Origin of the sequence: Acididesulfobacillus acetoxydans (assembly GCF_902729405.1) — a bacterium.
Classification (GTDB): Bacteria; Bacillota; Desulfitobacteriia; order Desulfitobacteriales; family Desulfitobacteriaceae; genus Acididesulfobacillus; species Acididesulfobacillus acetoxydans.
On sequence record NZ_LR746496.1, the window covers coordinates 4,461,441 to 4,475,213 of the forward strand.

At 46.7% G+C, this 13,773-nt stretch carries 9 protein-coding genes and 4 pseudogenes; 1 reads left to right on the forward strand and 12 read right to left on the reverse strand.

Annotated elements, in window-relative coordinates; genetic code table 11:
• Positions 1-230: 230 nt before the first annotated feature.
• From MNU25_RS19770 to caiT, 3 genes are all read right to left on the reverse strand, one after another.
• Positions 231-1,082 carry a betaine/proline/choline family ABC transporter ATP-binding protein gene (locus tag MNU25_RS19770; RefSeq protein WP_240986632.1) on the reverse strand — a complete coding sequence of 284 codons (852 nt, stop codon included), beginning with the start codon at positions 1,080-1,082 and terminating at the stop codon, positions 231-233.
• Positions 1,083-2,117 (reverse strand): ABC transporter substrate-binding protein, encoded by a 1,035-nt coding sequence (locus MNU25_RS19775; RefSeq protein ID WP_240986929.1) that lies wholly within the window; start codon positions 2,115-2,117, stop codon positions 1,083-1,085.
• 257 nt (positions 2,118-2,374) lie between these two features.
• Complete coding sequence (caiT, locus tag MNU25_RS19780) at positions 2,375-3,937, reverse strand: L-carnitine/gamma-butyrobetaine antiporter (protein WP_240986633.1); 1,563 nt, start codon at positions 3,935-3,937, stop codon at positions 2,375-2,377.
• Positions 3,938-4,295: 358 nt separating this feature from the next.
• Here caiT and MNU25_RS19785 point away from each other — a divergent pair, with 358 nt between their 5' ends.
• Positions 4,296-5,711 carry a sigma-54 interaction domain-containing protein gene (locus MNU25_RS19785; protein WP_240986634.1) on the forward strand — a complete coding sequence of 472 codons (1,416 nt, stop codon included), beginning with the start codon at positions 4,296-4,298 and terminating at the stop codon, positions 5,709-5,711.
• Positions 5,712-5,839: 128 nt separating this feature from the next.
• On the opposite strand, the gene MNU25_RS19790 is transcribed toward MNU25_RS19785, so the two are convergent.
• The 9 genes and pseudogenes from MNU25_RS19790 to MNU25_RS19830 form a co-directional block, all read right to left on the reverse strand.
• On the reverse strand, positions 5,840-6,784 hold the full coding sequence (locus MNU25_RS19790; protein WP_240986635.1) for an ABC transporter permease: 945 nt from the start codon (positions 6,782-6,784) through the stop codon (positions 5,840-5,842).
• 457 nt (positions 6,785-7,241) lie between these two features.
• A pseudogene (locus MNU25_RS19795) lies at positions 7,242-7,499 on the reverse strand (IS4 family transposase); the annotation flags it as partial.
• A gap of 1,272 nt (positions 7,500-8,771) precedes the next feature.
• Positions 8,772-8,942 (reverse strand): annotated as a pseudogene (locus MNU25_RS20365) (anti-phage BREX system Lon protease BrxL); the annotation flags it as partial.
• A 15-nt stretch (positions 8,943-8,957) separates the two neighbouring features.
• Complete coding sequence (locus MNU25_RS19805) at positions 8,958-9,284, reverse strand: transposase (protein ID WP_240986636.1); 327 nt, start codon at positions 9,282-9,284, stop codon at positions 8,958-8,960.
• A gap of 355 nt (positions 9,285-9,639) precedes the next feature.
• Positions 9,640-9,930: a CRISPR-associated endonuclease Cas2 gene (gene cas2 / locus MNU25_RS19810; RefSeq protein WP_240986930.1), complete on the reverse strand. Its 291-nt coding sequence runs from the start codon at positions 9,928-9,930 to the stop codon at positions 9,640-9,642.
• 10 nt (positions 9,931-9,940) lie between these two features.
• Positions 9,941-10,972 (reverse strand): type I-C CRISPR-associated endonuclease Cas1c, encoded by a 1,032-nt coding sequence (gene cas1c / locus MNU25_RS19815; protein ID WP_240986637.1) that lies wholly within the window; start codon positions 10,970-10,972, stop codon positions 9,941-9,943.
• Positions 10,969-11,268, reverse strand: a pseudogene (locus tag MNU25_RS19820) (CRISPR-associated protein Cas4); the annotation flags it as partial. The gene cas1c and the pseudogene MNU25_RS19820, both read right to left, overlap by 4 nt.
• Positions 11,269-11,360: 92 nt before the next feature.
• Entirely contained in the window at positions 11,361-12,770 is a 1,410-nt protein-coding gene (gene ltrA, locus MNU25_RS19825) for a group II intron reverse transcriptase/maturase (protein ID WP_240983528.1), read from the reverse strand.
• Between the two features lie 395 nt (positions 12,771-13,165).
• A pseudogene (locus tag MNU25_RS19830) lies at positions 13,166-13,543 on the reverse strand (CRISPR-associated protein Cas4); the annotation flags it as partial.
• Between the last annotated feature and the right edge of the window lie 230 nt (positions 13,544-13,773).

Below are 13,773 nucleotides of genomic sequence, written 5' to 3' on the forward strand. Positions count from 1 at the left end.
TGTCGTTCAAACACAAAGAAATGCGTTTTTAATAGCTCTCAGCTCCCCCCTTAAACTTCACCATAATTAATTAATAACAGCTACCAACACCTCCTGCTGAGTAAATCCAGAACCTTTCCGAAGACTTGTCATTGCAATTTACAGGCCAAGTCCTCACATACGTCTAAACGTCCGGAATCTCACCGAGAATGTGCCGTTGGAAATATCTTTCTGAGTCACAATGACTTAATCTAAGTCTGTTTGACTCGCCCTCCCTCGTTGGCCAACTGAGCCATACGCCTTTCATCCTGTACAAAGCGCCGCACATAATCATCAGCCGGCTGCTTGACAATTTCATGCGGCTTACCCACTTGGACAAAGGTGCCATCGCGCATGACAGCCATTCGGTCGCCCAACAATAGTGCTTCTTGTAAATCATGCGTAACAAATAGCATTGTCGTTTGAAATTCGGCCTGCAGCCTCATCAATTCATCTTGCAGTTCCCGCCGAATTAAAGGATCCAGACCGCTAAACGGTTCATCCAGCAGAAGTATATTCGGGTCTTGCAGCAGGGCGCGGGCAATACCCACCCGCTGCTGCATGCCACCAGACAAATCGCCCGGATATCGTTTCTCCCACCCTGCCAGGCCAACGCTCTCAATGGCTTTCAGGGCTGCCTCTTCCCGTTCCGCCTTGTTCACACCGCGTAGCTTCAAGCCAAAGCCCACATTTTCCAGCACGGTTCGGTGGGGTAACAGCCCGTAGTGTTGAAAAACCATAGCTACGCGATAGCGCCGAAATTCTCTCAGCTGTTGAATATTCATGGCCGTTACATCCTGCCCGTCAGCCATAATAGTGCCGGCCGTCGGTTCAATGAGACGCAATAAACAGCGAATAAGTGTAGATTTTCCACTACCGGAAAGGCCCATAATTACGAAGACCTCACCGCGTTCTACCTGAAACGAAACATCACGTACAGCAGTGACTGCTCCCCGTTGCACGGCATTGGTCACCATGGCCGGCTCCTTGATATTAATCCCCTCTGCCGCTCTTCCATACAATTTCCATAAGTTTTGGATCTGTAGCGCCGGTTCAGGTGCCACCTATTTCACCTCGCTCAATGCCTTGGTTACCCGCGTTGCAACATCGGCCGGTACCCATTGTTTCCACACATTGGGATAGTTTCTCAGGTACCAGATGGCCGCGAGCTGTGGATCGCTGTTGTGATCATGCATATAAGCCAAAGCAGCGCTGGTTTGGTCTAATGTCGTATGATACTTTTCTAAGAAACTGACTACATCAGGAGCTGTACTTGCCAGTTTACTGTTGATGGCTTTATGCACCGGTGCTGGTGGAAAAGCACAACCATAATTTTTTTTCCACTGGGTGGCGCTGTACGGTGGTTCTGCCAACAACGTCATGTTCAGTTTTCCTAAGATCCAGGTCGGTGCCCAATAATAGCCAACCCACGGTTTTCCTTGCTGATAGGCCGTTAGCAGTGACGTGTCCAGAGCAGTCTGAGAACCAGGATCAAAGACTTTAAAATACTTGTCCAGGCCGTAAACCGTCATCTTCTTTTGATCGATTGTAGATACTGCCCATCCAGAGGGAGCATTATAAAACCGGCCCTTACTGGGATCCTCAGGATCCTTGAATAAATTCCAATACTTCGCCAAATCACTGACTGATTTCAAATCCGGTGCCATAGGCGCGATGCCTCTAGCAGGATCACCCTTAATCAGATAAGTTGGCACATACCATCCTTGCGGTGCATCACTGTAATTACTCCCCAAATCCTTGACGGTACCAGACTTGAGAAACTGTCGCCAGGATGTTTGGAAGTTTTGATACCACACTTCCATCATGACTTGAATGTCCCCTTTACTGAGACCTTCCAATAGTGGAATAGTATCTCCGAACTGATAAGCGACTGGATGACCGTAACCGTGCTCAATAATAAATCCTGCCACTCGATCATGAATCTGAGCACTGTCCCAACTGGCATCACCAAACACGATTTGTGGTTTTTCTGTCATCCCACCCACTGAGGCGCATCCGCTGAGCAAAAGTAGCAAGATAACCGAGATCAAACTCAACCAGCCTGGAAACCGGGCCAAACCGGAGGCCCGTTTATACATTGTCAAAGAGATTCCTCCTCTCTGTCGTCAGGGATATTTTTTCCTGTCTGCCATGATCGCTCGTGGTACTATTGTAGACCAAGCAAGGCTTTATACAAAGTACTTTCCAATTCTACCTCAAGACCACGAGCTTTGACTAGCGCTCAAAAAACACCATGGCAGAAAGAGAGCAAGTGCACCGTGACAAAACGATCAGTGAGTTGATCCGCCATGTTCGGATTTCGCTGGCTGCGGGAACAGGTTTTCCTGCTTCAGGTCTAGGAAATATCTTCAGACTTGCTGGTAGGCCAATTCTTAAGATCCTTGAAAAATGCGACCAAAATCAATACCGTAATCACAAACATCGGCACAGCACCAATGATAGTCATAGTTTGTGATGGCCTTATACCCCCGATATACGCCATCGCCACAGCTATAACTCCCAAAGTGATGGACCAGAAAATCCGGTTCCATTTAGGCGGTTCCTCTTCTCCACTCAGTTCTTGTGTCGTTACCATGGAAAGTGTATACGTGGCACCGTTTAATAAAGTCTGCATAGCAATAAACCCATAAATTAGAAGAATCACGAGCATAATGCCAGCAAGCGGTAGTTTATCCCAGATGGCCACGATCGCGGCCCCTTGCCCGCCTTTAGCCATAATATCGGCAATGGGCACGATTCCCTGCTGAAGAACATGCATAGAAAAGCCGGAAAAGACTGCAAAGAAAATCCAGCTTCCGGCGGTCGCTGCCGCTAAGGACCCGATTACGTATTCCCGTACGGTGCGTCCCTTGGATATTCGGCCCATGAAAATACCGCACTGAATAACCAGGGCCAAATACCAAGCCCAGTAAAAAATGGTCCAGGACTGGGGAACACCGGTCTTGTAATAAGGGTCAGTATACATACTCATTCTAACGAAATTCCCCATTAATTTGCCCAGGCTGTCTGTGAAGGTATTCAGAATAGACGCAGTCGGCCCAAATACGAAAATGAAAGCCAGGATGCCGAAGCCGAAATAGACCCGAAAATCGCTCAAGTAGCGAATTCCTTTTTTCAGACCAGTATAGAGAAGAATGGCCATAAGAAAGGACCAGGACAAAATAACACCCGTATCCAAACGGAGATTGTCTTGAAGTCCAAATATTTTGGTAACCAAGGCAATAATCGTGGGAAGATTAACCCCAATACAAGTGGTAACTCCGCAGACAAAGCCGATTACAAACAGGGCATCAATGAGCTTTCCCAGCCACCTCTTGACTAGCCGTTCTCCAAATAAAGGTTCGCAGGCGGTACTAGGCCTAATGACATCTTTCTTCTTCACAAAAAACAGATAAGCAAACACCAAACCGAAAATCGTATTCATAGCCCATGCTGTGAAGCCCCAGTGAAACAGCGGATAGGCCATCGACCACGAATAAGCAGCCGTACTAAAGGGTTTAATTCCAAACGGCGGCGTCTGAATATAGTAGAAAAACTCTATAGAACCCCATGTCAGCACGCCCAGCCCGGCAAAAGATGTAAAGATCATTCCCAACCAGGACATGGTGCTGAAGTCCGGTTTTTCGTCCCCTAGTCGTTTATTGGCTTGTGGGCCGAAAATGAAATAGAGGCACAGGATAAACAGGACAACCACATAGAGTTCCAGAATGCCGCCAAATTTATCTGTCACAAAACTGTAGGCGACTGCCAGCTGCTTTGCCACCACCGCTGGACTGTTCTTAAATACCCATATTATAAAGGCTACTACGAAGAGCAAAGGCGGGAAAAAGACCCATGGCTCCATTTTCTGTTTTTGTTTTATTGATGTACTTGATGTACTTATTTTAATCTCCTCCATTTCAGTTTTTACGCTTTGGCGAATCTCCGAAAATGTTTCTCATTTATACTTAGGCTTTACCGAATCAATCAGAATTCCACCTCCGTCCTTTACCTTTTGCCCGCCGCTCACCATCTGAGATTTATTGCAATTTTCATACCAGACTCTTTTCCCGGATTAACTGCCTAAAATTGCTGCTTGACAAATGTCCTCAAGTCGTACAGACTTAGGTAAAAGTCACAATGACTCATATGCTCTCATAATGACTTAAACTAACGAACTCTTGCGAATACTTACCTCTCGGAGTCGGGCATACCTGCCACGCCAAATATGACAAAGATGGCCTGTGCTCAATTTGACACGAAGGGAGTTTACTCATTTGGCAAATCAACATACTTTGTCCAAAGATGACTTGAGGAAAATACTGGACAATTCATTCGATGAAATTTTTGTCGTCAACAGAAGTGGCACGGTAGTTTACGTCAATGATGCCTGCGAACGACACTATGGATTAAAACCATCCGAGGTTATTGGGAAGACTGTTCATCATTTGGTCAGCGAAGGGTATTATTCGCCTGTTCTCGCGCCTATTGTGTTTAGGGACAAAAAACAAGTGACTTTGGAGCAAAAAACACATTTGGGGAAAAAACTGGTAGTAACGGCCACTCCGGTGCTAGATGAGCGAGGAGAGGTTGAGCTAATAGTGATGAACAGCCGAGATATTACTCAGATCGAACAGCTAAGGCAGGATCTGGCAAACACGAATAAACTCGTTGAACGATATAAAATTGAAGTCCAAGAGCTAAGGCAGCAACAAATTAATTGTTCTGAGTGCTATACATTCCGAAGCAAGAAAATGCGATTGTGTATGGAAACAGGGCAGCGAGTCGCCCCTGTCAACTCTACAATTCTGCTTCTTGGTGAATCAGGCACCGGTAAAAGCATTTTCGCCAAGAATATTCACAAAATGAGTCAGCGTAGCGATGGACCCTTTATCACCATTAACTGTGCTGCCATTCCTGAACAATTAATGGAATCTGAATTATTCGGCTATCGTCCAGGGGCTTTCACGGGAGCAGATAAAACCGGAAAGGTCGGATTGGTGGAACTGGCCCACGGGGGCACACTATTTTTAGACGAGGTCGGCGAGATCCCCCTGATTCTTCAGGCCAAGCTTTTGCAACTAATCCAAGAACACAAATACCTGCCGATTGGAGCCAAGGAGGACAAAGAAATTGACGTGAGAATTATTGCAGCCACCAATCGTGATCTTTCACAGTTAGTCGAACAAGGAACGTTTCGGGAAGATCTTTATTACCGTCTGGATGTGATCGAAATAGAAATCCCCCCATTACGGGAAAGAGAGGAGGACATCATTCCTCTTCTAAATTACTTTTTAAACAAGTACGACTCTGAATACAACGTATCGCACCAATTCGGACACGAATGTCTGGATATCCTCCTTTACTATACCTGGCCTGGTAACGTCCGCGAAATGGAACATTTAGTCGAACGCTTGGTAGTAACTGTCCCGGAAACGGTCTTACAACAAAAACACCTGCCAAAAAAATTTCATGAAATGGCTACTGCTCCCGAAAAAATAACGACTTCATTCAGTTCAACAATACACTTCTCTTCTTCCGGAAACTCTCTCAAAGAAAAAGAGGAAGATCTTATTATTCAATTGTATAAGAAGCTTAAAAGTTCCTACAAGGTTGCTGAAACGCTGAAAATTAGCCAAAGCAAAGTGTCACGGGTTGTGCGTAAACATCTTGCGAATCACCCTATCGATTAATCAGGCATCACAATCCTGCACTTTCCACTCTCTTTCCCATTCCAGTCACATGTAAAAAAGCCGTTCCCAAAAGCATTAGTCATCTGGGAACGGCTTCCTTGGTTTTCAGACAAAAAACTGACAAAACATCAAGTATGAGTACCACGATGGACTAGTCCTTGGGTGAGCCTGTCAATGATTATCGCCAGCGCCACGACCGCAAACCCTGCTTCAAATCCCTTGCCTACATCAATCCTATTAACATCGATCAATACTTTTTCGCCCAATCCACCAGCGCCGATCATGCTAGCGATGACTACCATTGCCAAAGCCATCATGGTAGTCTGGTTCAGGCCGGCGAGGATTGAGGGCATAGCCAGTGGCAAGCGGACTTCACGCATCAACTGCCACCGGGTAGCTCCGAAGGCAGTAGCTGCTTCTTGGACACTACTCGACACTTGACGGATGCCTAAATTAGTCAGCCGAACCAATGGAGGCACAGCATAAATTAAAGTAGCAAACACCGCCGGCACTTTACCTAAGCCGAAAATCATCAATGCCGGTATTAGGTAAACAAAACTAGGCATCGTTTGCATTCCATCAAGTAAAGGCGATAAGACCGCATTGGCACGATTGGAAGTAGCCATAATAATTCCTAAAGGAATTCCGATGATGAAGGCAATTACTACTGCAGTCAAAACTACTGCCAAAGTATCTATCGCGTCCCTCCACAAACCAAAAGCTCCAATTGAAAGAAGAAGCAAAATCAGTCCAGCTGTTCCAGCCACCTTACGCGTTTGCCACCATCGGATTGAAGCGACCACCACGATCCACAGCCACCATGGAATGAACATGAAAAATGCTTGGATGTTTAGCAGCACGGCTAAAGTACCATGAGATATTGCTCCAGACACCGGACTTCCGGTCACTGTCAGCCAATTTACAAAAAGATCTATGCTGGGGGCAACGTGAAACTGTAGACTTTCAGGAAACAATGAAGGCCACCTTCTCTCATTCCAAAAAAGAGCGTAGAATATCTTTTGCCGATCTTTTTGATACTCTTCTGTATCGCAAACTGATAAATCTTGGCGCATTACCTTGAATATTCCGGATATTTAAAGGTTAACATATGGCACGCATGATGTCAAGTTTGTAATCTCCCTGCCAGAGCTGAAGCATGATTTTTTTGTCGGATGGGTAATATTCCATATTATAGGGGTTTTAGCGTTCTTGTAAGTCAAAATGACTCATTAACCCCGATTCCCACTTTTGTCTCACCCACCCTTATGAATCCGGATCCTTTTAGAAGTTTTACTACTCCACAACAAAAAGACCCTAATGGGTTCATTGCATTCCCTAAAATTCCAATCTTTCCCCGTTGCATTAAAGAAATTTACCGTTGTCAAGAGGGTGTAGGGAATAGTTTCAGTCAGTCAGCATAACCCTTATTTGTTATATATATCCGACTAATTTCCCTCAGCCCGGGAAAGTCAACCACTGCCCAAGGGGTAGTGCTTATCTGCAGGTTTTGACAATTATGGGGTTTACTGACTAGGGAATCTCGCTGCAGTAAAGGAGGTCATCCATATCTCCGGAAAGTACCTGATTCAAGGTTTCTTTGTACACTCGTTCCGTATCTTGCCGCCGGCGTCCCTTTGTAAGATGGCCCTTTCGGTGAAGTTTCCGCACAAGGGAGGTGAAAGGCTCGTATAGACAGGTGATCAGAAGTCGTTGAATATCAAGCAGTGGGCCTTGATATGCGACCCTGTATTTGACCAAAAGCATCAAACAGTAGGTAATTAACGCGATGCGGTAACTGTACGGAATAGATTATATACGCTTAACCCGCTCTACAAGCGGCTTCCCGTCATGTGACTGTTTTCTTAATCTTACCACGGTCTCAACGTGACGTGTCCTCGGGAACATATCTGTTTCTTTCTCAAGTCTCCCACGACGCGGGCTAACCAGATCGTTATCGCTATTCATCTTTCAAAGATCAAAGCGGAGCCAAACCCTCCGCACTATGTTAACCCAGTCCGCCCACACCTCTTTACCTGTTCGACATTCTACCCCACATTCCTGCCAATATCCTAGGAACATCTGGGACCTTCGCACCATTCCTCACGCAAGCGACGGGTTATGCCGAGGCAAACCGGTTCAATGCTCCCCAACGGTCTTTCGGCGCCCTCTCCGGGTGGAAAGGCGACCCCCGGTGACCCCCACACCGCCCATGCTAATTCCCTCGCACTGCGCTCTTCGGTACTTGAGACTGGTGGCTGGGGGTTAGCCGGATTCGCTCTTGCCAACGGGTACCAAAATGGTATCCATTGCTCACTCCAATTGATACCCTCGGTCACGACCGAACCTCAGAAGAATCTCCTGGAACTTCCATTTTTTCGGATTCAGAGGTAGAACATGTATTTACATGGCAAAGCACCGCTACCATCCCCCCTGTCGGGGATAGTAGCGGTGTTTAAAAATGGGCAAAAGAAAGAAGCCCAGTAGTTTTTAACTACTGAGCTTCACTATTCGCACTGGGAGAGAAAGCGCGGCGTTTATTTCCTTGATGTTGCGTTTGCCGCGCTTTTATACTTTTCGCTATCGAACGGGTGATGTTTTTTATGACATCCTGTGTCATAAACGGAAATTCAATGGGGCTGTGAATGGTAACTAACCTATTGCTGTGTTGCACAAGAACGCTCTGCTACCCCTTGATTTTATCATGATCATTCGTTATACTTTTCTTGTAGCCGTTACCTCGAATTTAGTGTTTTACCACACTACCCATTATATCACTAAGATATCTTGGGGTTCGGCGCTGGACACCATGTGAGTGAGGGACGGCTACTTTATGTATTGCTCTTTTGTCAATCTTTTCTGTGAAAAAAAACCTTGCGATGCGGCTGTGGGTAAGGTGTTACGATGCGTTCGCCCTGGAGACACGTGGTACTTCCTAAAGCATTCTATACGCGGCACTGCTTTTCTCCCAGAAAAACGCTCAACATCCATTTTGTCAAAGGTGGGCAGGCCCCTGACCTTACCCCCCTCTCCACACCATGCCGCCATCGTCCTTGCTTTACGAGACCCACACTCCCTAAGTAAAAACTCCAAGACGTAGACAGGAACGTTCGCGCCCTCCTTGGTCAGATCTTTTCGGACAATCTTGCCATAGAAATGCTCGCGTAGTTTCCGATAGATAATCTCATTCGCGTCATCCGTTTCCGTCGTGTAGCTCACATTTTCCAAATCCATCGCGAAATCCTCCTCTTACAGGTCAAATCCGAAGTCATCGGTAAACGCTATGTCGATGCGGAACTTGATCTCTTCTAGCACGTCCGTATTGACCTTAATGGTATCGGTATGACGAAGTTCTTGACGTTGCCCTCCGTGATTTCGGTTGCTTCCTCCGCTCTTAGCAAGCCGCCCGCTGCCGACAAAGGGCTTATTGCTGTTCTGGCGGTATCGGGAAACCCAGCCGTAGATTGTGTTTTCGTGAATTCCTACTTCACGAGCGACCACCGCTACTGATTCCTTGTTTTCTACCACTCTCTTACAGATTTCCAGCTTATACGCTTGATCAAAGTTTTTGGCCATTTACAAACACCTCTTATTTTTATTGTACTTGGTGTTTAGGGTGTCTGTAAAATGGGGTATGGGTCAATTCTTATGATCTTTTGCTAGATATATTTCAATCCACGCTCCCATGCAGGGAGCGACCTAGGCCATCTCCGAGAATGCCGGAGACTCCGGATTTCAATCCACGCTCCCATGCAGGGAGCGAAGCAAAAAGTAACAAGAACTAGCATCTAATACATAGCTTTCATTCACTCTTTTCAATTTTTACTAAATACGTCATTCTCTTGCTCGTATTTCCTAGAGGTTTCAACAAAATTCTCTCAATCTCGCGGTGCGAAACCCCCAGGAATTTTATGTTCGCTTCACATTCGCACTAAATGATTAGAGTATCCTCAACATCAAAAGAAGCTTTCGCACCCACATGCTCATCTTTATTCCTGTAATTGTTCCCCAGAAAGTAAAACCTTAGACTATCCTTCTCCGTATCAATAATTTTCTCCAGTTTATGTTGAACCTCGCGGAACTTAGCCTTATTAAGCACGCATTCAAAGACCGAATTCTGAACACGCTGTCCATAATTCACACATTGTTTGGCAACTTGCCGCAGCCGCTTTCTCCCCGCCGCCGTTTGAGTATTTACGTCATACGTAATAAGTACTAAGATATCATCTCACCTACTTCCACATAAAGGCTGGGTACCCGTCCAAATCCCCCCGAATAAACCGGGCCAGCAGCAGAGCTTGGGCATAGGGCACCAGTCCCCATTCCACTTTTTCCTGCAGAAAGGGGTGCCTGATCTCCTCCTGTTTCCTACTTTGCCAAGCCTTAAGGATGACTTTTCTCGTGTCATCATCCATAATGACCGCTCCATTTTCCATCCGGGTAAACCCGCCGCCATTGACTTCTCTTTTGTTTATCAAAGAAATAACGAAACGATCCGCATAAACGGCTCGCAGTTCTTCCATCAGGTCCAGTGCCAATGAAATTCTTCCGGGTCTATCTCGGTGCAGAAATCCCACATAGGGGTCCAAACCAACGGTTTCCAAAGCCGCCGCAGCATCATGGGCCAAAAGAGTATAGACAAAGGACAGCATGGCGTTGACATTATCCAGAGGAGGCCGTTTATTCCGGGCATTAAAATAAAAGTCATCTTTTTGCTGAAGGATCAAATCGTCCAATACTCGAAAGTACTGGGCTGCTGCTTCTCCTTCAAATCCTCGCAGCTGCTCTAAATCTTGACTTTTTTCAACCAGTTTTAAAGAGTTGGCCAGGGTTTGGCAGACTCCTTTCAATTTATCCACATCAAGCCTGGCCCCATGATCCCTAGTTGCCCGCTCCACCACCCAGCGGGCGTTATATATTTTTCCCAAGATGAACGATTGAGAAATTTTATGGCTCTCCGCTGGATCCTCCGATAACCTATATTGAGTCTTTCGCAACGTAACATTGCCCTTAACTTCGCCTACAACCCTAGCCAGAAATTTTCCGCTGGGCTTCATAAAACTTAAGGCGATGTTGCGCTTGGCACACGCACCCATCAGAGCTGGACTGGCTCCAGTATAGCCAAAGGCAACAATGCTCTCCAGATTATGCATGGGAACTCTTAGCGCCTCTGCATCATCCTTTAAAACCACAATGTTTTCTCCATCGAGGGATAAATAAGTATTGGGCGAGGTCACATAGAGCGTATTCAGTAATTTTCTCATTGATTGACCTCAATTTCCGCAACATTTTCCTTCATATAGGCCAGAGCCGATGGATTTTTGCACAGCTTAGGCAGACAAAGCTCACTGAGAGAACAGGCCTTACAGCCTTTGGTCGGCTTCACTTTGGGCGTGTACCTTCTGTCGTACAGTTCATGCATTTCTTGGCAAATAGCTTTTACCTGTTCCCGGATCTCCTCGTCAAGCATCACTTTGAGCCTGCGTTTGGGTTCCCCATAAAACAGAAACCCTTCGGGAATCGTACACAAGAGCATTTCTTCCAGGCACATGGCCTGAGCAATCGGGTAGGAGGCTGGTCATTAATTGGCCAGCCGACCTCCCACAGCACCGTACGTACCGTTCGGTATACGGCGCCTCCAAAGTTTACACGTTATTTGGCAGAGTAGCATTGACTAAAACTGGGGTATCCTGCGCGTTCGATGCGTTTGTTGGATAAGGACATTGTCAAAATGTGGCTATGGGCTACTCGCCAATAGCCCTTTCTTGTGTTTGCCCACATCCATGCTTGCTCCTTCTTGATGCCAAGCTTCTGCAAGTTCGCGTATCGTGTGCGTACTCTCTTCCATCGTTTCCATGTGACCATCCGAATTCGACTTCGTAGCCATTCGTCCATCTTTCCGAGTAACGCTTTGGCGTCTGCCAGTTTAAAGTAATTGGTCCATCCTCGGATGATGTAATTGAGTTTTGCCTTTCTCTCCTCGATTCCCATCCCGTTGCTCCGTCCGGTGACTTTCCGGATCTTGTCCTTTAGCTTCAGGATGCTTTTCGGGTGGATTCTCAGTCGTCCTCTTCCTTTGTGGATGTAGAAGCCGTATCCCAGATACTTGACTTTCCTCACGTGTGCCACGCTTGTTTTCTCCTTATTGACTCTGAGGAATAGTTTCCCTTCGATATAAGGAACAATATGGTCTAGCGTTCGCCGGGCCGCTTTCTCGCTTTTGCAGAAAATCATCATGTCATCCGCGTAGCGTACGAAGCGATGCCCACGCTTTTCTAGCTCGTGGTCACAAACGTTTAGCATGACGTTTCCAAGTAAGGGACTAAGGGGCCCCCCTTGGGGTACGCCTTCCGGACTTTCTTCAAATAGTCCGTCCACCATAATCCCTGCTCTGAGGAATTTATGGATTAGGGATATGACTCGTCCATCTTTGATGGTGTCTGAGAGGATTTGGATGAGTTTGCTTTGGTTGACCGTGTCAAAGTATTTCTCCAAGTCCATGTCCACGACGTAGACAAAGCCTTCTGTGATATGCCTTTGACATGCTCTTAGCGCGTCGTGAGCGCTTCGTTGAGGTCGGAACCCATAGCTGTTGTCTGAGAATTGCCTTTCGAAGATTGGCGAAAGGACCTGGGTTATGGCTTGTTGGATCAGTCTGTCCACGACGGTAGGGATTCCCAGCTTTCTCATTTTCCCGTTCTCTTTGGGTATTTCTACCCTCCGTACGGGTTTCGGACGGTATTTCCCGTCCCAGAGGGCTTGCAAAAGTTCATCCTTGTGTCCTTTCAGGTAGGGTAGAAGTTCGTCCACCTGCATACCGTCGATTCCACCCGCGCCTTTGTTCCCCTTCACTCTGTAGTAGGCTCGATTAAGGTTCTCGGCGCTGAGAATTTCCTCTAGCAGTTTCTCTGTCTGCTCGTCTGTGTTGGTGTTGTCGGTTTTGGTCATCCTGGGTGGCACGCACACTTCTGCATACTCTCTCTGTTCCGCAGATGACCTTTGCAGATAGTCTTTAAAGCAAAGTTGTCTGTGTTTTAAATTACCACCTTCGGTAACTTTCATTGACCCACACCTCCTTTGGTTCCGCCCTTCCGTCGGTGTCCGGGACACCTCTGTACTATGGCTTCTGCTGACTCCTCATGACAAATCTTGTTTCAACCGGGCTTCTTACTCCGTTTCCACCCGTCCGTGAGGCCTCCCACGGTAAGACGATTCACTTTCATTCCATGTCCCCGCAACATTTACGCTGACGTGTCCGTGTAGCTTTTGGGCTTCAACTTGTATGGCAGTCTTACCCCACATTTCGCGCCTAATATTGTTCGTGTTCCTCGGGGCGGAACTTTGCCGCCGGCTTCCTTCAGATTCCATCTCGCAATGGACACCCTTGCCTTGAGCTAATGGTTGGTCGCTACATACCCCCATAACGGACTTTCACCGTCAAGTTAATCGTCATGCGTGGCGCACCATAATTGCAGTACATCTGCATTGTCCTGCTTGGGCTTTCCCCGTTTATACTCCACCGGAACCGGCTTATAGGTTCCCTCCCGACCATAAAGGCTGACTCCATCCCGAGATCTGTGAAATTCCACCACGTCACAAGCCCCGGTAATACCCAGAGTACGGGAGAAAACCCCCATGCTTCGGGATATAATCAACTCTCCCCGTTTCTCCTTGATAGTGTTGTCATGGGTTTTCTTGTGCAGAATACCCCCTTCAACCGTGCGAAAATTCTCCTGCCACTGCTGTTCGATGTGGATTAAGGCCCACTGGCGCTTACAAAAGACAAAGTGCTGTATCCCGGACAACAGCAGGAAATCCTCCTCTTGATATTCCATTAAAAACCTCCAGACTCAATCCTTCCAAGAATTCATCGGATATTTTATAATCGCCAATATTTTGGGGTAATTTCAACAACAGGTACATACTGTAAGGTTCTATATACCTTTGCAGAAGCATTAGCCCACCAGTGGATAGGTTTCCAACAAAACACCTTACAGACCTCCCACTGCTGTCAACCTAAACAGATAAACAATCATTTTCAGAAGATTACTGCCTGGTATGGCTG

Excerpts from the sequence above, each read along its gene's own strand:
- MNU25_RS19775 (WP_240986929.1), bottom strand. The coding sequence starts at position 2,117 with ATGTATAAACGGGCCTCCGGTTTGGCCCGGTTTCCAGGCTGGTTGAGT.
- caiT (WP_240986633.1), bottom strand. The coding sequence starts at position 3,937 with ATGGAGGAGATTAAAATAAGTACATCAAGTACATCAATAAAACAAAAA.
- MNU25_RS19790 (WP_240986635.1), bottom strand. The coding sequence starts at position 6,784 with ATGCGCCAAGATTTATCAGTTTGCGATACAGAAGAGTATCAAAAAGAT.
- MNU25_RS19805 (WP_240986636.1), bottom strand. The coding sequence starts at position 9,284 with ATGGCCAAAAACTTTGATCAAGCGTATAAGCTGGAAATCTGTAAGAGA.
- cas1c (WP_240986637.1), bottom strand. The coding sequence starts at position 10,972 with ATGAGAAAATTACTGAATACGCTCTATGTGACCTCGCCCAATACTTAT.
- ltrA (WP_240983528.1), bottom strand. The coding sequence starts at position 12,770 with ATGAAAGTTACCGAAGGTGGTAATTTAAAACACAGACAACTTTGCTTT.